The organism is Pseudarthrobacter sulfonivorans (assembly GCF_024391045.1).
Lineage (GTDB): Bacteria > Actinomycetota > Actinomycetes > Actinomycetales > Micrococcaceae > Arthrobacter > Arthrobacter sulfonivorans_B.
In genome coordinates, this window is sequence record NZ_JANFCZ010000009.1 from 85,239 (window position 1) to 103,550 (window position 18,312).

Genomic DNA, 18,312 nt, shown 5'->3' on the forward strand with positions numbered 1-18,312 from the left:
TCTAACGCCGTGCCGGCGACCGGTCCCCGCGGCCGGCACGCGAAAGCGGCGCCCGCCCGGGCCCGTGCCCTACAACGTGACGTTCAGGGCCGCCGTATAGCCCGTGGCGGCCGAGCCGGTCATGGTGGCCAGCTGGTAGATGCCTCCGTCGTCCCGGAAGACATTGTCATTCTGCAAGGTGGTCCGCTTCATGTTCGCCACGCTCGCCTCGTATCCCGGCGTGGCATACACGTCGTCGCAGGCAGCCTTGGTAAGCGCGATCTGGGAGACGGCCAGCACCTGCCCGGCAGAGGTGGCGTTGCTCATGGATTCGAACACTTCGAAGTGGATGTGCGGCCACCGGCCGGAGTAGGCGCCGGGGAAGATGGAGTTGAAGGTGACCTGGCCGTTCGCGTCTGCCTCCTGGACGCCGCGGAGGTAGTTCTCGTTGGCCAGGCCCGAATCGTACAGGGAATACTTGCCATCCCGGTCGCAGTGCCAGGCGTAGACCGCCGCCCCCGCGAGCGGAACGCAGCCGTTGGCGTTGTCCATGAGGGTGAGCGTGAAGCTGAGCGGCACCCCCGCTGCCGTGGCGCTGCCGGATCCGAAGCTGGCCGTGATGTCCTGCCGCACCACTCCCGACGCCGCCAGGACGTTGGGGCCGTTGGAGCCGTCACCGGGGAACGGGCCTGCGGTCTCTTTCGGAATCAGCACGCCGCACTCGGCAATCGCCCTGGTGAGCGTCGGGGAGGCGGTGGGTGACGCCGTCGTGCTCGCCGCAGCGCCGGACGCGGCACTTTCGGTGGCGGCCGACGTCGACGCGCCGGCTGTGGTGCCCGATCCGCCGGCGCCGGATCCGCCGGGGGTGCACGCTGCCAGCGCCGCTGCCGCGCCGCCGGCACCGAAGAACATACCGAGGGAACGGCGGCTCATGAGGGTTGAGAGATCGAATTCGAGGCCGCGGTCGTGGTTGGGATGGGGAACGTGATTGCTCATGCCTCCATCCAACGCGCCGCCCCTGTCGCCTGCATAGGGTGACGCTGTGCCGAAGCTGTGTGTCGGTCGTCCGCTCCGGCGTCAGTAGTCGGGATTGCTGGGGACCACCAGACCGGTTTCGTAGGCATAAACAACTGCCTGGACTCGGTCGCGCAGGTGGAGTTTGGTGAGGATCCGGCGGACGTGGGTCTTGACGGTGGCCTCGGACAGGAAGTACCGGTGCGCGATCTCGGCGTTGGACAGGCCCTCGGCCATGGCTTCGAGCATCTCGGTTTCGCGCGGTGTCAGGTCCTCCAGCAGCGGATCGCGCTGGGTCGAGGCGGCCGGCCGGGCCTCGCCGCGGACGTAAGTTTCCAGCAGCCGCTGGGTGACACGGGGCGCCACCACGGCATCGCCGCTGGCCACCACCCGGACGGCCTGGATGAGTTCCGCCGGCGCCACGTCCTTGAGCAGGAACGCCGACGCCCCCGCCTGGAGTCCGGCGAACGCGTATTCATCCACGTCGAAGGTGGTGAGGATGATGACCCGCGCCGCGGACCCCGCAGCCGTGATGGCCCGGGTTGCCTCGATGCCGTCCAGCACGGGCATCCGGACGTCCATGAGCACGACGTCGGGCGTCAGCTCCCGGACCTGCCTCACCGCTTCGGCGCCGTCGGACGCTTCGCCCACGATTCTGAGGTCGTCCTCACCTTCCAGGATCAGGCGGAAACCCATCCTCAGCAGTGGCTGGTCATCCACCAGCAGGACGGTGATCGGTGGTGTTTGCGTCATGCTTTGCCTTGCAGTTGGGGAACGGGGTCAGGGCCGGGAAGTTTGTCCTCGGGCCAGTTGAGGACCGCCCTCACCCGCCAGCCGCGGGCCGTGGGGCCGGCTGCCACAGTGCCGCCATAGATCCGGGCACGTTCTGCCATCCCCAGGAGGCCCTGGCCCGAGCCCGGCGCCTGCGCCGGTCCCGGTGCACCGGACTCAGCCGATGCCGGGACGGGGTATTCCTTGCCGTCGTCGAACACTTCAATGGTGACCACGGAGCCGGAGCGGAGAATGCTCACGTCCACCCGGCTGTGGCCGCGGCTGTAGCGCAGGACGTTGGTCAGCGATTCCTGCACGATCCGGTAGACGGTCAGCTGGAAGGACGGATCCCGGGGGAGCGCTGGTCCGCTGTGTGAATAGTGCAGCGGCAGGCCTGCAGTGCGGAACCCTTCCAGCAGTTTGGCGAGGCCTTCGCCGGAGTCAAAGGGTGTCCGCGGTGCGAGGGCGCCGCTGTGATCCCTGAGCACGCCCAGGACGCGGCGCATGTCCGCCAGCGCTGTCCGGCCGGTCCGCGACACTTCACCCAGCACGTCTGCGGCACGTTCAGGGTTCTTCCTGGCCACAACTGCCGCACCGTCGGACAGACTGATCATCACCGTCAGGGAGTGGGCCACGACGTCGTGCATTTCCCGGGCGATCCGGTTGCGCTCGTTGACGGAGGCGAGGCTGGCCGTGCGCGATGCCCATGCGGCGACCTCCTGCTCGTGTTCGCGGCGCTGCCGCACCGAGATGCCGATTCCGGTGGCGATGACGTTGGACAGAGCGATGGTTGCACCGGTGGCGATGCTGGTCAGGAGGTGGAAGTCCCCGGGATTGCCCGCGGGATGGACGAAGGAATTTTCCATGGGACCCACGGCGGCCAGCAGATATAAAAGGGCCAACGGGGCAGTGGACGCGGCCATGGCCACCAGGGCGAACCGGCGCGTGTGCACCACGGCCACGGCGTACAGCGAGAACCACAGCCCGGCAGAGACGTTCGAGCCCCACGGGTGGAGCAGGGTCACGGCCACTTCCATCACCGCGGCGAACGCCGCCAAGGCCACCGGAAACGAACGCCGCAGGAACAGTGCACAGGCCACGGCAGCGAGGAGTGCCGCCGCGAGCCATGAGCCTTTCAGGACGGCATCCACCATGGTGGGGGCAACCAGCGCCGTGTAGGCGGCCACCACAACGGCATCCATGACGCGCGGATGCTGGTAGAGGTACCGCCGAAGCCGGCCGCGGCGCCTGGCCGTGATTTCGGCGAAGGACGCGTGGGCCAGTCCGGCCGACGCGTCCTTCACCAGTGCCGCTTCGTTCATGCTCTGAGCCTAGGCTGTCAGACGTCGCGTTTCTTGAGGACGACGGCGGCGAGCACCACCGGGATCACCACCCAGGCGCCGAGGACCAATGCGGCCTGCCAGGCTTCGAGGGTGTCCGGCACGTGGTTTACGGCCGTCATCGGCTCCACCGTGTTGCCCGGCAGGTACTTGCGGGCCTGTACGAAGAAGTCACCCGGAATCAGCTGGAAGGCGATGGGAGCCACGAAGAACAGGCCCACCAGGCTCATGATGCCGCCCGCCGAATTCCTCAGCAGGGATCCCAGAGCCATGCCAATGGCGGCGACGGCCGCCACGTAGATGCTGTTCACGAGCAGCATCTTCACGGACTGCGAGCTGGCCAGGTCCAGGCTGAGGTTGTAGTTCTCCAGGATGGGCACCGCCACGAGGCCGGCGATGAACACGGAGACGGCGGTGACAACGAACGCCGTCACCATCACCACCAGCAGCTTGGCCACGAACGCCGGCGTCCGCCGGGGGACGGCCGCGAAGGTTGAACGGGCCATCCCGGTGGTGAACTCCGAGCTCATCAGCAGCACGCCCAGGGAGCCCAGGATGAGCTGTGCGAAGGCAATGCCGGATGTGGGCACGCCAATGGCAAGGTTGCCGCCCTGGGCGGCAAAGGAAGCAGCGGCCTCGGGGTCCTTCAGTGCCTGATCGGCGAACTGGCCCGTGCCCCAGGCGGAAAGCGCGCCGAAGCCCACCACGACGAGGACGGTGCAGGCGAGGAGGATCAGGGTGGAAAGGAGGGTGCGGAATTTGATGAACTCCGAGTTGAGCACACGGAGAAACGACGGCCCGGGACCGTTGCTGGTGGCATCGCCGGACAGGGGGCCTGACGGTGCAGCCCCGGCGTGTGCGCCGCGGCGGGACGGAGTGGGTTCGAGGGTGGTTGAGCTCATGGCTTAGTTGCCTCCGGACTGGGCGGGAGCCTCTGTGGCGCCTGCGGTGATCAGCGAGTGGTATTCGACCTCGTCCTTGGTCAGCTCCATATAGGCCTCCTCGAGGCTTGCCTGCAGCGGGGTGAGTTCGTAGATCATGGTGTGGCTGTCGAGGGCGGCACGGGCGATCTGGCGCGGGTCAAGGCCGCTGACCTCGAGCAGTTCGTTGTCCTGCAGCTCCACGGAGACTCCCTCACCGGCCAGCAGCCGCATCAGCTGGTCCGGCTGGTCGGTGCGGACCTGGGTGCGTGCGCTGCCCTTGCCGTTGATGATGTCCTTGATGGGAGCATCGGCGATGATCCTGCCCCGGCCGATCACGATCAGGTGGTCCGCGGTGAGCGCCATCTCGCTCATGAGGTGGCTGGAGAGGAACACGGTGCGTCCCTCGGACGCCAGGTACTTGACCAGGTTGCGGACCCAGACAACGCCTTCGGGGTCCAGGCCGTTGACCGGTTCGTCCAGGATGACGGTCTGCGGATCGCCGAGCAGCGCAGCGGCAATGCCCAGCCGCTGTCCCATGCCGAGCGAAAAGCCGCCCACCTTCTTCTTGGCCACTTCGCCCAGGCCTGTCATTTCGATGACTTCGTGGACGCGCTTCTTGGGAATGCTGTGCGTGGCGGCCATGGCCCGCAGGTGGTTGTAGGCCGAGCGGCTGGTGTGGACGGCCTTGGCGTCGAGCAGCGCACCAACATCGCGCAGGGGCGCGTGGTGCCGGTCGAACGGTGCGCCGTTGACGGTGACCGTGCCCGACGTCGGCCGGTCCAGGCCCATGATCATGCGCATGGTGGTGGACTTGCCGGCGCCGTTGGGGCCGAGGAATCCGGTGACCCGGCCGGCCTCCACAGTGAAGTTGACTCCGGCGACGGCGGTCTTCTCGCCGTAAACCTTTGTCAGGCCTTGTGCCTCAATCATGGGCATGTTCCTTAGAACGGCAGCCTGGCGGCTGCGGGAAGTTTGGTGTGCACTGTCCACGCTACCCACGCCCGCGGCGCGTTTCGCCGGTCTCAGGGATGATTCAGGGTCGAATCAGGGTAATCCGGACGGATGATCAGGGGCGGTTCGCGGCGGATCAGGACAGCGGCGAGTAGTACGTCAGGGACCGAGGCTCCACGCGGATCCTGACGCTGCGCACCCCGGCCAGCGCTTCGCCGTCGACCGCCAGCGCCATGGGCGAGTCCGCCGATTCGATCAGCACCTCGGCCGCCTCCCGGAGGTGGGTGATGCGTGAAGTTGCCACCGTACCGGTCAGCACCGACCACAGGAGCCGCAGCCTGGCAAAGTGTTCATCGGCGGTGATCATCCGGATATCCAGCACGCCATCGTCCAGCACCGGACGGACCAGTGGTGCGTGGTCCCGCGGGTAGTAGCGCCCGCGCCCCACATAGGCGATCCAGACTTTGTGCCGCACGCCGTCCACTGTCAGGTGGGTGGGGGTGCCCACGGCGAAGGTCCGGAACATGGCCACCACTCCGGCGAGAGGCTTCCCGAGGGCCGGCTGCAGGTGTTCACGGCGCCGCACCAGGTTGGGGTAAAGTCCCACGCTGGCGGTGTTCAGCATGATGAGCTCAGCCGTCTCCGGGTCGCCGGCCAGGCCGCGTTCGACCGTCACGATGCCCACATCCGCTTTCGCGGCTTCACCTTTCACTGCGGCGGTGACGGCCTCTTTGAGGCTGCCGGTCCCCGTATCGCGGGCGAAGTGGTTCAGGGTGCCGCCGGGCAGCACCAGCAAGGGGAGTGAATGTTCGACGGCGGCAACGGCCGCCGCGCCTACGGTTCCGTCACCGCCCCACACGCCGAGGGCGCGTGTGCCCGGGCGCTTGGCCGTGGCTTGAATCGCTTCCTCGAGGCTTTCATCGGGCTCTACCGACCGTATATACGCTTCGGGGAATACATCGTGCAGGGCCGCAGCAGTTTCCTCCTTGTAGGACCCGCCGAGGGTATTCACCACAATGCTGAGGCCGTCACCTCCCGGCAAGGCGGGGGCGTCCGCCTCCGCGCGGGTGACGTCGGGAAACGGCGGACGGACCGGCCACCATTTGCGGGTGAGCAGGGCAGCGCCTGCGCCGATGGCTGAACCGAAGATCACATCCGACGGCCAGTGGGCCCCCGTATGGACGCGCGAGTAGGCGACTCCAACCGCGGCAGGTGCCAAGGCAGCACCCAACGCCGGCTTGACCAGGCCTGCGCCGAGCGCGAAGGCTATCGCGGAAGCAGAATGCCCGGACGGCATGGAGGAACTCTTGGGCTGCGGATGGACGAACCGGAACACCGGCAGGTGTTCGGGCAACGGCCGGGTGCGGGGGAGGAGGGTCTTGAACACAGCGTTGGTCACGGCCGATGCAACGGCCTGGGCGATCAGCCCGTGCAGGGCGGCACGCCGCGGCCTGCCGGGTACCAGCGCCATGACCGCTGCCGCGCCCATCCAGAGTTTGCCGTTGTTGGCGGACGCGGAGAGCCGGCGGAAGAACGCGTCATGGCTTCCCCGGGGGAACGACGAAACCCGCCGGACCAGATACCGGTCAAAACGGCTGATCCGGCCCGGCCTTACGCGCCATGTGGTGTGCATGTCCCCACCCTAGTCCCGGGGCTCGCTGCGGACGGGGACCAGGGGCTTTGCGGCTCCGGCGAGGACCAGGGCCACCACGATGGGGACGAGAATGGCGAGCAGGGCAAGGTGGATTCCGGTGAGGTCGCCCAGGTACCCCAGGAGCGGCGGACCGGCCAGGAATGCGACGTAACCCAGCGTGGAGACAACCGACACCCTCGCGGCGGCGTGCTTCGGATCGTCGGCGGCGGCGGACATTCCCATCGGGAAGGCCAGGGCCGCGCCGATGCCCCAGAGGGCGGCGCCAACGCCGGCAAGCCACACGTTCCCGGCAAGCACAAAGAGGCCCAGTCCTGCTGCTGCGGCAGCCATGCTGGCACGGAGTACGGTGACCCGGCCGTAAGCATCGATCACGCGGCCGCCGACGAACCGCATGGCTGTCATTGCCAGGACAAAGAGGGCAAACATCAGGGCGCCGGTGGATTCGGAGGTGCCCAGTCCATCCACGGTGGCCTTGGCGATCCAGTCATTTCCGGCGCCCTCGGTGAGGGTCGCCCCGAGGACCACCACGCCTATCAGCAGCGTCCGGCTGTCCCGCCAGGGCGACGGGCCCTTCACGGCCACGGGTTCACCCTCGACGGGCGCCGCCTGGGCCTCGTGGGGCAGGAAATAGCGGGGCGCCACCAACGCCACCACCACCACAACCGCGGCGATGACCAGCAGGTGTTCAGGGAGCCCGACGCCGATGGTGGAGAGCCCTGCACCGATCAGGGCACCAACAAACGCTCCGCCGCTGAAGGCGGCGTGGAACTGGGGCATGATGGTCCGCCGCAGCTTGTGCTCAACGTCGGCACCTTCGATGTTCTGGGAGACATCCCACAGCCCGATGCCGATGCCGAAGAAGAACAGCGAAATGGCAGTACCCAGCACCGATTCGGCCGACAGGGAAAGTGCAATCCCCACGCCGGCCAGCGCAGCCAGCACCCCGGCGGCGCGCACGGCGTTGGCCGTGCCGATCCTGCCCACCACCAGCCCCGCCGTCGGAAGTGCCAGCAGCGAACCGATGGCCGTGCACAGAAGCAGCGTGCCCATCTGGCCGGACGTGAGGTGCAGCGTTTGGGTGACCGCGGGAATCCGCGCTGCCCAGCTGGCAAAAACAAAGCCGTTGACGCCGAAGACCACAAAAGTTGCGGCCGCGGCTGCCCTGAGGGAAGGGCCGGCCGAGGTACTGGTGATGTCGGTCTTCATGCTGGAAAGACTAGCAACCCAGCGCGTATTCCAACCCGGGACGCTCTCGCAGTTGATGTGCTTAAATCGGCGACGCTCTCTCACTTTCCTGAGGAAAGCGAGAGAGCGTCAAGAAGAAACCGGCGTTAAGTGAGAGAGGGCCGGGTCAGCGGGCGCGTTCCACGCGCTTTTCGTCCCAGACGGGCTCGGCGGATTCGTAGACCTTGCCGTCCGAACCGAACACCAGGAAGCGGTCAAACGTGCGGGCGAACCAGCGGTCGTGCGTCACGGCCAGGACGGTTCCTTCGAAGTGGTCGATGGCCTTCTCCAGGGCCTCGGCCGAGTGCAGGTCCAGGTTGTCGGTGGGTTCGTCCAGCAGCAGGAGCGTGGCGCCGGAGAGCTGCAGCAACAGGATCTGGAACCGGGCCTGCTGGCCTCCGGAGAGGGACTCGTACTTCTGTTCCGACTGCCCCGCCAGGCCATAGCCGTCCAATGCCCCGGCAGCAGCCTCGCGGGCGAGCCCCGAACGGTGTTCGTCGCCGCGGTGCAGGATTTCCAGCAGGGTCTTCCCGAGCAGGTCCGGCCTGACGTGAGTCTGGGCGAAGAACCCGGGCCGGATGCGGGCGCCGAGTTTCACGGTACCCTCGTGCGGCACCTCGGCGATTTCGACGTCGGACACGGGCAGGTGCTCACGCTCGGGGTCGGTGCCGCCGGTGGCGAGCAGTCGCAGGAAGTGGCTCTTGCCCGACCCGTTGGAGCCCAGCACGCCAACGCGGTCGCCAAACCAGACCTCGGTGGAGAACGGCTTCATCAGCCCGGTAAGTTCAAGCTGTTCCGCCACGATGGCCCGCTTGGCGGTCCGGCCGCCCTTGAGCCGCATCTGCACGTTCTGTTCGATGGGCAGCGCCTCGGGCGGACCCACCTCGAGGAACTTGGCCAGCCGGGTCTGCGCTGCGTGGTACCGGTTGGCCATGTCGGAGCGGAAGGCGGCCTTGTTCTTGTACATGTTGACGAGTTCCTTGAGCTTCACGTGCTCCTCGTCCCAGCGTTTGCGCAACTCCTCGAAGCGGGCGTTCCGGTCGGCGCGGGCGTCCACGTAGGAACCGAAGCCGCCGCCGTGCACCCAGGCACCGGCGCCGTTGATGCCCGGTTCGAGGGTCACGATGCGCCCGGCGGCGTTGTTGAGGAGTTCGCGGTCGTGGCTGATGAAGAAGACCGTCTTTTTGGACTCGTTCAGCTTCTCCTCGAGCCAGCGTTTGCCGGGCACGTCGAGGTAGTTGTCCGGCTCGTCAAGGAGCAGGAGGTCGTCCGGGCCGGCGAACAGTGCCTCCAGCACCAGCCGCTTTTGCTCGCCGCCGGAAAGGCTCGACGCCGGGCGGTGCTGGGCGCGGTCAAAGGGCAGTCCCAGCGCGGCCATGCAGACCTCGTCCCAGACAGTCTCAACGTCGTAGCCGCCCGCATCTCCCCAATCCACGATGGCCTGGGCGTAGCGCATCTGGGAGGGCTCGTCGTCGTGCTCCACCATGGCGAGCTCGGTTTCGTCCACTTCCTTTGCGGCGGCCGCGAGAGCGGGCGGTGCTGCGCTGACCAGCAGGTCCCTGACCGTGGAGTCGTCGCGGACCTGGCCCACGAACTGGCGCATGATGCCCATGTTCCCGGACCGTCCAATGACCCCTTCATCCGGAACAAGGTCGCCGGAGATGATCCGGAAAAGTGTGGTCTTGCCCGTGCCGTTGGGTCCGATCAGGGCGGTTTTGGTGCCGTCCGGGACCTTGAACGTCACGCCGTTCAGGAGCTGGGTGCCGTCGGAGAGGAAGTAGTCGATGCCGGAAACGTCAATATGAGCCACGCGATCAATCTTCCCACGCCCGCCAGAGGCGTTATCAGCCGGCGGCGGTCAGGAACTGTTTCAGCAAAGGCCCAGAGGTGGTGGCACCGAGTCCGCCGTCCTCGACGAACACGGCCACGGCCAGGTCACCGTGGACCGCCACAATCCAGGCGTGCGTCTTCGGGGGGTCTTCTTTGCCGAACTCTGCCGTTCCGGTCTTGGCACCCACGGGGGCACCCGGCACGCTGGACAGGAATCCGGCGTGGCCCGAGGTGACAACCGCGCGCATCATGTCGGACAATGCCGCGGCCTCCGCAGCCGTGATCGGTTTGTCCGATGCCTGGCCGGGTGCTTCGGGGGTAACGGTCGGCGACGGCGAGGCCGCTTCCGCCGTCGGCTCACCGGGGGTGCCGCCCTGCGCGCCGGCGTCGGGGTTGAGGACCAGCTGCGGTGAGACGGGGGCGCCCTTGGCCACCGCACCGGCCATCATGGCCGCCGCCAGCGGCGACATCAGCACCTTGCCCTGGCCGATCATCGACGCCGCGTGTTCGGTTCCGGCAGCCTCGCCGGGGACGGAGCCGAGGAAGGCCACGGCACCCAGCGACGGGGCTTCGACGGCCACGCCCATGGCCACCGCGGCAGACTCCAACTGGGCCTGGGTGACTTTGTCCCGGGCCGCGATAAACGCTGTGTTGCAGGAATGGGCAAACGCATCGCGGAGGGCCACGGACCCCAGTGAACTTTCCGGGTAGCCTTCGGAGTTTTTGAACGTGCGGCCGTCCACGTCCAGGGTGGGGGTGCACTCGACCTTGGAATCGGGCGTCATCCCATTGCGGAACATCGCCAGTGAGTCAACCATCTTGAAGATGGACCCGGGTGCGTACTGGCCCAGCATGGCGGTGTTGTAGCCGTTGCTTCCCGGCCCGGAAGCGGCAGCCAGCACCGCGCCGGTGGAGGGCCGGATCGCCACAATGGCTGAGGCGGGACCCACGCCGGCCAGGGTGCTCTCTGCCAGGGACTGGAGGTTCGGGTCCAGGGTGGTTTTCAGCGCTGTACCAGGTTTGGCTGCGGTTTGGAAGACCACGCGGCGCGGATCCGTCCCGGCCGCGCCGATCTGTTCGCGGGTGAGGTCTGCCCGCTGCGCACGGATTACGACGGCCTCGGTTCCGCGGAGCTGGGCGTCGTACTGCTGCTGCAGCCCGCCGATGCCCGTTACGTCGCCGGCGCTCAGCGCCCCGGCCGAGGCTGCAATCTGTTCTGCACTGGCCTCGCCGACGGAACCCAGGACTGCCCGGGCAAAGGTGCGGCTGGGCGCGAGCGGCTGGCTTTCCTTGATGGCACGGCCACCGGGGACGGCCGCGATTTGCTCATCGGTGATGGTGCGGCCTTCTTCACGCAGGGTGATGGCCGGGACAAAGGCCTGGGCGCCCGACGCCGAAACCTGCTGCGCGTAGGCCGAGGCATCCACACCAACAAGTTCGGCCAGCTTGGTGGCGGACGCGGTTGCGTCGGCTGAGCCGAGGAGCGGCTTGTCAATACCCACCTTCACCACGGGGCGGTAGGTGACCAGCTTCGCGTCGCCCGCGCCAAGGATGTCAGCGCGCTGCGGGGACTGGGTCCCTTTGGTGAGGATTTCGTTGTCTGCGAGTTCGGGCACCAGGGATGCAGGGTTCCAGACGGTCAGCCATTTGTCCCCGGACTTCGTGAACTCGGCGTAGGTGGTGTATTTCCACTCACCTGAGCCGATCGTCCAGGTGTAGTTGAGCGGAACAGTGGCGGTCTTGCCACTCAGCGACAGGTCGCCGGCTTCCACCACGGGCTTGTCCGGGTCGAGCGCCTTGAAAACATCCTGGACCTGTTGCTTGGCGACGGCGGAATCCTTGCCGTCAAAGGCGACGGATCCGACGTCGAGGGAAGACACCGCGGCGGCGAACTGCTGTGCCGCACTCTGGGCTCCCCCCTTGCCATCGTCGCAGGCCACCAGGGAGGCGCCGAGTATGAGACCAGCCATGGCAAGTGAAAGTTTCTTTGAGTTCCCCACGGCGCTATTATGCCCCGTTTTGCAATCGCCGGTGGCGAGCCGTCCGCTCGGGACGGACCTACGGCTGGAGCCCGAGCGCCGGGACATCCAGTCCGAATATGTCCTTCAAGGCATGCTTTGCCGCAAAGAAGCCCGGCATGCCTGTCACGCCGGGACCTGGCGGCGTGGAGGAAGAGCACAGGTAGACGCCGCGAACAGGGGTCCGCCACGGGACCGGCGATACCACCGGCCGCTTCAGGAGTCCGCGAACGTCCATGATGCCGGCGCTGAAGTCGCCGCCGATGTAGTTGCGGTTGTAGCTGGCCAGTTCTGCGGCGGTGGTTACATGAGTCTGCACCACTACATCCCGGAAGCCCGGTGCGAAGCGTTCGATCTGCGCGGTCACGGCCTCACCCATGTCCCGGGTTGATCCGGCGGGGACATGGCAGTAGGACCACAGGATGTGGCGCCCCGCGGGGGCCCGGCCGCCATCGAACCGCGAGGGCTGCGTCACCAGGACATAAGGGCGGTCAGGATGTTTCCCGGCGGAAACCTCATTCTCGGCACGCGCGAGTTCCGTGCGGGTACCGCCCACGTGCACGGTTCCGGCGTCCGCCAACTCGGGGGATGCCCATGGAACCGGCCCGGACAGGATGAAATCCACTTTGCAGGAACCATTCCCGTAGCGGAATGTCTCCAGGGCGCGGCGGTACTTCTGAGGCAGGCGGGCGCCCGCAATGTCGAGCAGTCCGCGGGGAGCGACGTCCAGCAGCGTTGCACGGGCACCGCTGAGTTGCTCAAGGCTATCGATCGGCTCCTTGGTGCGGATGACGCCGCCGTGGGCCCGGATGTCGGCTGCCAATGCCTCTGCGATGGCCACCGACCCGCCCCGCGGAACCGGCCATCCTTGGGCATGGGCCAGGGCGGTCAGCATCAGTCCGGCTCCCGCCGCCGCCAGCGAAGGCAAATGTGAAACAGCATGCGCCGCCACCCCGCTCAGCAGTGCAGGCGCGAGATCCTCACGGAACCGTGCGTTCCATAGGGGCGTCCCCTGTTCGAATGTCCGCAGCCCAAGAAGTGCCGCCGCCACGGGATCATGGGGAATCCTCAGTAACTGGTGCTGGGTGAGGTCCATGACCCCGTCAATGCGGCTTACCAGCGGGCCGAGCAGCCGACCGTAGGCAGCACCGTCCCGGCCCAGTGCCTCCACTGTCCGCTCAAGCGAGTGATAACCGAGTGCAGCCCGGCCGTCGTCGAGTGGTGAACCGAATCCGAGCTCCGGAACCACCAGGTCGATCCTGCGCTCCAGCTCAAAGGCCCGGAAGAAGGGCGAGGCCAGGGCCATGGGATGCACGGCTGAACAGATGTCATGCAGGTGGCCCGGCTGCATGAGTTCGGCGGTGCGTGTGCCGCCGCCGAAGGTCTCTGCCGCCTCATGGACTTCCACAGACAACCCTGCCCGGGCCATCACGGCAGCGGCGGCCAGCCCGTTGGGCCCGGACCCGACGATGGCCACATCAGCCATGGTGCTTCGCCCCCCACGGAACGACTGCCCGGGCGCGGTTCAGGGGACTGAGGCGCAGCCAATCGGGCATGCCGTTGAAAGGCCCCCCTTGGGGGTCGTCTACATGGTGCCGGCGCACTGGGTCGTAGTTCGGATCGTAGATGTCCCAGACAACCCGGATCACTAAATATGCCGTTACGAGCATATGAGCTGCCACGGCCAGGACGTAGTAAGGCATGTCAATATTGTGCTGCGTCGGGCCGTGACTGGTCACCTGTGCCAGGTACAGCCACACTGCGGCCCAATACAGGCCCTCGACACCCTGCCACACCAGGAAATCGCGCCACCGCGGCCTAGCCAGCGCCAGAAGCGGTACCAGCCAAAGCACAAACTGCGGCGAATAGACCTTGTTGGTGAGGATGAGGGCGGCTACCAACAGGAACGCCAGCTGGGCCAGTCGCGGCCGCCGGGGGGCCGTCAGGGCAATGTAGGCCACAGCCGCGCACGCCAGCAGGAAGAAGGCCAGCGCCAGTATGTTGATGGCTGCCGGGTCAAGGACGTTCCAGCGCAGGCGCCGGGCCACCAGGTTGTAGGCAAACCAGGCCGAACCGTAGCCGGCCTCGCGGGACTCGGCGGATCCCAGGGAATACGCCCAACCGACAGGATTGGCTACGGCCACAGGCACGTTGACGGCCAACCAGGCCGCCCCGCCGGTCACGGCCGTGCGAAAGAATGTCCGGAACTGCCCGGTGCGGAGGGACAGGAGGAAGACGGCGACTAAAACCAGGGCCGCATAGGGGTTGGCGGCTGCCGCCAGGCCGATCAGGACACCGGCAAACGCCAGGCGCCCCTGCGCGAAACAGAGCATCCCCACGGCGAGCAGTCCCACCGCCCACAGATCCCAGTTGATGGTGCCGGCCAGGACAATGCCCGGTGCGAGTGCAACCATGGCCGCGTCCCAGGGGCGCCGCTGCGACATCCGGGCCGTGGCGAGAACGGTGACAATCCAGACGGCGGCTATCAAGGTGACATTGACGTCGAAATAGGCCAGGACGCGGCCGTCCGTGACACCGTCACCGGGGATAAGCCAAGCCGCGGCCCCGGCGATGAGACCCGTCAGGACCGGATATTCGAAGACGTTCCCTTGGGTGAGGAAGCCAAAGGGATCCTCAGCCAGGCCGCGATTCCGGAAGAAGTCGGGAAAATCGGAGTAGCAGGTGGCGTAGAACTGGTCCGGCGTCTGCCAGCCATTAACCCGGCAGTAGCCTTTGATGGCAAGCCCCGCCAGGGCCGCCAGCACCGTCAGGATGATCAGGACCCGTTCCACCGTAAACACGCCGGGGGTGACCATACCGGGCGCCGACCGGGCACCCATCGGGCCGCCAATCAGTTCCGTGAAGTTCTTCAGCAGCAAGTCACTGCGGCTGGGAACAACCAGGCGGGCCCGCTGCGGGTGCACCGGCGGCTTCGTCTCCTGCATGTCCTGAGCTTACCGGGACGTTGCCCGGGTTGATCCCGCACTTTCCCCGGAAAACGCCGGAATCAGCGGAACCCGAACATCTGCTGATGCACCAGGGCATACGCGTCTTCCCGGTGTTGGTCCAACAGCTGATCGTTGAATTCACGTTTCCCCGTGTAGGCAGGCAAGCGAAGAAGAAAAAGGGCCTTCTTGATCTGTTTTACCAAGTCAGTCACCTCCTTTCGAGCGAAAATAGGCATGACAAAATAGCCCTAATGAGCGCCCGAGAAATAAAGCGCGCACATTAGGCATGACAATGCCCAATGTTTATGAGTGGTTCGCAAATGCGAATAAAAGCCCGAAAACGGCCGGGGGTGCAAACCCGGGCGCCAATGCAGACGCGGACAGGGTTTCAGCTTCCGAGCGAGGGGCTACCAACGAGCGTGGGCCGGCAGCGAGGCTGCGCCAACGCGGGCCAGAGTATCGGTGAGGATGTGCCGTACTCCGGCGATGCCGCCGTGGGGGCGGGATCAGCCGGGGCTACGAGGCAAAGACTCCACGAAAATGGCGCGCAGAAGCAACGAAGGCCGGGGTGGCGTTGATGGTCATCTTCCATCCGCTAGTCAAAGTAATCATTTCTCCCAACCTCCTTTTCTGTTAAGCCGTTGCTCAGCCGACTGGCTTTGCAACGCGCGCCGCGACCCCGGCAAAGCTGCTCTGGGGTCAGGAATAAAATTACCCTACGAATGTGGCCGTCCGCCACTTAATTCGGAAAGTTTTTCAGGAATTTTTATAAACGGCCGTTTACAGTCCCCAGCGAACAATCGCAGGGGTCTTTTTGTCCCAGCCCAACGTGCAAACCTTCGCGGTTCCCAGGACGAAATGGCGCCCCTCCGTCGGTGCCAATTCAAGCCACCGTGCCGTAAGGATCCGGGAGAAGTGCCCGTGGGCCACAATGAGTATGTTGTCCAGTCCTGATTCGAGGACGCGGGCCACGATTTTGTCGGCACGGGCGGCCACCTCGTCCAGCGATTCGCCGTTGGGCACGCCGTGCGTCCAGATGAGGTAGTCGGGGTTGTCCTTCCGGATCAGGTCCGAGCTGATGCCCTCGTAGTCGCCGTAGTTCCATTCCACGGCGAGCGGTTCGTGCTGGGCGTCGGGAAAGCCCGCCAGTTCAGCCGTCCGCCGGGCCCGGCGCAGCGGTGAGGTCAGGACGAGGTCAAAATCCACCTGGTCCAGGATCTTCCGAGCCTCCACTGCCTGCTGCTCGCCCTCGACGGTCAGGGGCAGGTCGGTCAGGCCGGTGTATTGCCCGCTCTTGGACCATTCCGTCTCGCCGTGGCGCAGGATCCAGAGCTGGGGGCGGGGGGCAACGTTCGGATCAGTCATTTGGACTCCTCAGTGGGGGAAAGTTCGACGACGGCAGTGGGCTCTGGTGCTTCCGGAACCGGAGGTGCGGCCTCGGGCTGCCGTGCCCACCAGGCGAGCAGCCTGGCTTCAGCGTCCTCCGGCTGCAGCGGGCCGTGCTCCATCCGTTCCTCCAGCAGGAACTTGTAGGCTCGTCCCACCACGGGACCGGGTTTCAGTTCCAGGAGGGCCATGATCCGGGCGCCGTCCAGATCGGGACGGACCGCGTCGAGGGACTCCTGCTCGCGCAGGGCCGCGATCCGGTCCTCGAGGTCGTCATAGGCGAAGGCGAGCCGCTCTGCTTTTCGCTGGTTTCGGGTGGTGACATCCGAGCGGGTGAGGCGGTGCAGCCGTTCCAGCAGGGGACCGGCATCGGTGACGTAGCGCCTGACGGCAGAGTCGCTCCAGCCGGCGTCGCCGTAGCCGTAAAAACGCATGTGAAGTTCCACCAGCCGGGCAACAGCCTTGATGGTGTCGTTGTCGAAACGCAGGGTCTTCATCCGCTTCGACGTCAGTTTGGCGCCCACCATGTCGTGGTGGCGGAAGCTGACCGCGCCGCCCGGTTCGAAACGCCGCGTAGCCGGCTTGCCGACGTCGTGCATTAACGCTGCGAACCGCAGCACAAAGTCGGGGGCCGGGACCGCGCCGTCGGCGTCCGTTTCCAGGGCGGCGGCCTGCTCCAGCACCTGCAGGGAGTGCTGGTAGACGTCCTTGTGGCGGTGGTGTTCATCCGATTCGAGGCGCAGGGCGGAGACCTCCGGGAGCACGAACTCAGCCAGGCCTGTCTCCACCAGCAGGTCCACACCAACCCGGGGGCGCGCACCGCAGATGAGTTTGACCAGCTCGTCCCGGACGCGTTCAGCGGAGATGATCTTGATGCGCTCGGCCATCTGGGTCATGGCCAGCCGGACACCAGGGTGCACGGAGATGCCCAGCTGGGAAGCGAACCGCGCGGCCCGCATCATGCGGAGTGGATCGTCGGAGAAGGAATCCTCGGGGGAGCCGGGCGTGGCCAGCACCGAGGCGTGCAGGTCCCGGACTCCGCCGAAGGGGTCAACGAGTTCGAGGGACGGCAGGCGCAGGGCCATGGCGTTGATGGTGAAGTCCCGGCGCAGCAGGTCATCAGTCAGCGAGGTACCGAACGCCACTACCGGCTTCCGCGACTCGGGATCATAGGCCTCGGCCCGATAGGTGGTGATCTCGATCTGGAAGCCTGCCTTGCGCATGCCGATGGTCCCGAACGCTCGGCCGATTTCCCAGAAGTTGTCCGCCCATTTTTTGATCAGCGCAACTGTCTGGTCCGGCGTGGCGTCAGTGGTGAAATCCAAATCGAGCGAGGCGCGGCCCAGGAACAGGTCGCGGACCGGGCCGCCCACCAGCGACAGTTCATGACCGGCATCAACAAAGCGCTGGCCGAGCTCCAGGACCACCGGGTCCACCTGGAAATCGACGGTGTGGGAATCAGTCTTGTGATGTGCGTGCGCCATAGTTACTTAAGCTTGTCAGAAACCAGCGGCTTGGCAGGCCAAAATCCGGTCAAGATCGCGCCTATTCCATCACGGGCCCGGAAACTGCGTCACACGCAGTCCATCTTGATGTCATGTTCCGGTCATCAAGAACGGGCAAGAGTCGTTAGAGTGGACTCCATGGCCCATCCCGTACCGAGCGCTCCCGGCAGGAGGACAAGCGCACCGTTGCCGTCGGCAATCGGTGCACACGTCGCGCCTGCCCTGCACTCGGCACCGGCGTCCCTGCCCACGGTGGAGGAAATCTCCGCCGGCGGCGTTGTGGTGGACACGTCCGACGCCGAACTAAGGGTTGCGATCATCGCCCGCGTTAACAGGGGCGGGCGGCTCGAGTGGTGCCTCCCGAAGGGTCATCCGGAGGGCGAGGAAAACAACGAACAGGCAGCCGTCCGCGAAATTGCCGAGGAAACCGGCATCGAGGGCGACATCCTGGCCCCGCTGGGCAGCATCGATTACTGGTTCACCGTCAGCGGGCACCGGGTCCACAAGACTGTTCACCACTACCTGCTGCGTGCCACCGGCGGGGACCTCACCATTGAAAACGATCCCGACCATGAAGCCGTGGACGTAGCTTGGGTACCCATCCGGGAACTCGCCCGGAAACTCTCCTTTCCCAATGAACGCCGAATTGCCGACCTGGCCCGGGACGTCCTGCCCGAACACCTCTAAACCTGCCGCTGGCGGCCGGTGCGGGACAGGCCCTGATGCAGGCGGGTCCGGTGCCGGATAAACAGCGTCCCAATGAGACGAT

Annotated in this window: 15 protein-coding genes; 1 reads left to right on the forward strand and 14 read right to left on the reverse strand. The window is 66.2% G+C overall.

What is annotated here, in order from left to right; genetic code table 11:
- Positions 1-69 precede the first annotated feature (69 nt).
- The 14 genes from NQJ30_RS08260 to NQJ30_RS08325 all read right to left on the reverse strand — a co-directional run bounded on the left by NQJ30_RS08260 (position 70) and on the right by NQJ30_RS08325 (position 17,522).
- Positions 70-975 carry an intradiol ring-cleavage dioxygenase gene (locus tag NQJ30_RS08260; RefSeq protein ID WP_255769409.1) on the reverse strand — a complete coding sequence of 302 codons (906 nt, stop codon included), beginning with the start codon at positions 973-975 and terminating at the stop codon, positions 70-72.
- An 81-nt stretch (positions 976-1,056) separates the two neighbouring features.
- Positions 1,057-1,746 (reverse strand): response regulator, encoded by a 690-nt coding sequence (locus tag NQJ30_RS08265; protein ID WP_255769410.1) that lies wholly within the window; start codon positions 1,744-1,746, stop codon positions 1,057-1,059.
- Positions 1,743-3,086, reverse strand: coding sequence for a sensor histidine kinase (locus tag NQJ30_RS08270; protein WP_255769411.1), 1,344 nt, complete (start codon positions 3,084-3,086; stop codon positions 1,743-1,745). Before NQJ30_RS08270 ends, NQJ30_RS08265 begins: the two co-directional genes overlap by 4 nt.
- A 17-nt stretch (positions 3,087-3,103) precedes the next feature.
- Entirely contained in the window at positions 3,104-4,006 is a 903-nt protein-coding gene (locus NQJ30_RS08275) for an ABC transporter permease subunit (protein ID WP_255769412.1), read from the reverse strand.
- Between the two features lie 3 nt (positions 4,007-4,009).
- Entirely contained in the window at positions 4,010-4,957 is a 948-nt protein-coding gene (locus NQJ30_RS08280; protein WP_255769413.1) for an ABC transporter ATP-binding protein, read from the reverse strand.
- Between the two features lie 157 nt (positions 4,958-5,114).
- Positions 5,115-6,611, reverse strand: a complete 1,497-nt coding sequence (locus tag NQJ30_RS08285) for a bifunctional phosphatase PAP2/diacylglycerol kinase family protein (protein ID WP_255769414.1) — start codon at positions 6,609-6,611, stop codon at positions 5,115-5,117.
- Positions 6,612-6,620: 9 nt separating this feature from the next.
- Complete coding sequence (locus NQJ30_RS08290; RefSeq protein ID WP_255769415.1) at positions 6,621-7,838, reverse strand: MFS transporter; 1,218 nt, start codon at positions 7,836-7,838, stop codon at positions 6,621-6,623.
- Positions 7,839-7,983: 145 nt separating this feature from the next.
- Positions 7,984-9,666 carry an ATP-binding cassette domain-containing protein gene (locus tag NQJ30_RS08295; RefSeq protein ID WP_255769416.1) on the reverse strand — a complete coding sequence of 561 codons (1,683 nt, stop codon included), beginning with the start codon at positions 9,664-9,666 and terminating at the stop codon, positions 7,984-7,986.
- A 34-nt stretch (positions 9,667-9,700) separates the two neighbouring features.
- Positions 9,701-11,686 (reverse strand): penicillin-binding transpeptidase domain-containing protein, encoded by a 1,986-nt coding sequence (locus NQJ30_RS08300; RefSeq protein WP_255769417.1) that lies wholly within the window; start codon positions 11,684-11,686, stop codon positions 9,701-9,703.
- Positions 11,687-11,744: 58 nt separating this feature from the next.
- Entirely contained in the window at positions 11,745-13,190 is a 1,446-nt protein-coding gene (locus NQJ30_RS08305) for a phytoene desaturase family protein (RefSeq protein ID WP_255769418.1), read from the reverse strand.
- On the reverse strand, positions 13,183-14,649 hold the full coding sequence (locus NQJ30_RS08310) for a glycosyltransferase family 87 protein (RefSeq protein WP_255769419.1): 1,467 nt from the start codon (positions 14,647-14,649) through the stop codon (positions 13,183-13,185). Before NQJ30_RS08310 ends, NQJ30_RS08305 begins: the two co-directional genes overlap by 8 nt.
- Positions 14,650-14,711: 62 nt before the next feature.
- The gene (locus tag NQJ30_RS08315; protein ID WP_255769420.1) at positions 14,712-14,864 is read right to left on the reverse strand and encodes a hypothetical protein; all 153 of its coding nucleotides are present in this window, start codon (positions 14,862-14,864) and stop codon (positions 14,712-14,714) included.
- Between the two features lie 568 nt (positions 14,865-15,432).
- Positions 15,433-16,017, reverse strand: a complete 585-nt coding sequence (locus NQJ30_RS08320; protein WP_255769421.1) for a histidine phosphatase family protein — start codon at positions 16,015-16,017, stop codon at positions 15,433-15,435.
- Complete coding sequence (locus NQJ30_RS08325; protein ID WP_255769422.1) at positions 16,014-17,522, reverse strand: CCA tRNA nucleotidyltransferase; 1,509 nt, start codon at positions 17,520-17,522, stop codon at positions 16,014-16,016. Before NQJ30_RS08325 ends, NQJ30_RS08320 begins: the two co-directional genes overlap by 4 nt.
- Before the next feature lie 207 nt (positions 17,523-17,729).
- Between NQJ30_RS08325 and NQJ30_RS08330 the strand changes: the two genes are divergently transcribed.
- On the forward strand, positions 17,730-18,230 hold the full coding sequence (locus NQJ30_RS08330; RefSeq protein ID WP_374113236.1) for an NUDIX hydrolase: 501 nt from the start codon (positions 17,730-17,732) through the stop codon (positions 18,228-18,230).
- Positions 18,231-18,312: the final 82 nt, after the last annotated feature.

What these genes read in the sequence shown, in the direction of transcription:
- NQJ30_RS08260 (WP_255769409.1), bottom strand. Translation starts at nt 975, where the DNA reads ATGAGCAATCACGTTCCCCATCCCAACCACGACCGCGGCCTCGAATTC.
- NQJ30_RS08265 (WP_255769410.1), bottom strand. Translation starts at nt 1,746, where the DNA reads ATGACGCAAACACCACCGATCACCGTCCTGCTGGTGGATGACCAGCCA.
- NQJ30_RS08270 (WP_255769411.1), bottom strand. Translation starts at nt 3,086, where the DNA reads ATGAACGAAGCGGCACTGGTGAAGGACGCGTCGGCCGGACTGGCCCAC.
- NQJ30_RS08275 (WP_255769412.1), bottom strand. Translation starts at nt 4,006, where the DNA reads ATGAGCTCAACCACCCTCGAACCCACTCCGTCCCGCCGCGGCGCACAC.
- NQJ30_RS08280 (WP_255769413.1), bottom strand. Translation starts at nt 4,957, where the DNA reads ATGATTGAGGCACAAGGCCTGACAAAGGTTTACGGCGAGAAGACCGCC.
- NQJ30_RS08285 (WP_255769414.1), bottom strand. Translation starts at nt 6,611, where the DNA reads ATGCACACCACATGGCGCGTAAGGCCGGGCCGGATCAGCCGTTTTGAC.
- NQJ30_RS08290 (WP_255769415.1), bottom strand. Translation starts at nt 7,838, where the DNA reads ATGAAGACCGACATCACCAGTACCTCGGCCGGCCCTTCCCTCAGGGCA.
- NQJ30_RS08305 (WP_255769418.1), bottom strand. Translation starts at nt 13,190, where the DNA reads ATGGCTGATGTGGCCATCGTCGGGTCCGGGCCCAACGGGCTGGCCGCC.
- NQJ30_RS08310 (WP_255769419.1), bottom strand. Translation starts at nt 14,649, where the DNA reads ATGCAGGAGACGAAGCCGCCGGTGCACCCGCAGCGGGCCCGCCTGGTT.
- NQJ30_RS08320 (WP_255769421.1), bottom strand. Translation starts at nt 16,017, where the DNA reads ATGACTGATCCGAACGTTGCCCCCCGCCCCCAGCTCTGGATCCTGCGC.
- NQJ30_RS08325 (WP_255769422.1), bottom strand. Translation starts at nt 17,522, where the DNA reads ATGGCGCACGCACATCACAAGACTGATTCCCACACCGTCGATTTCCAG.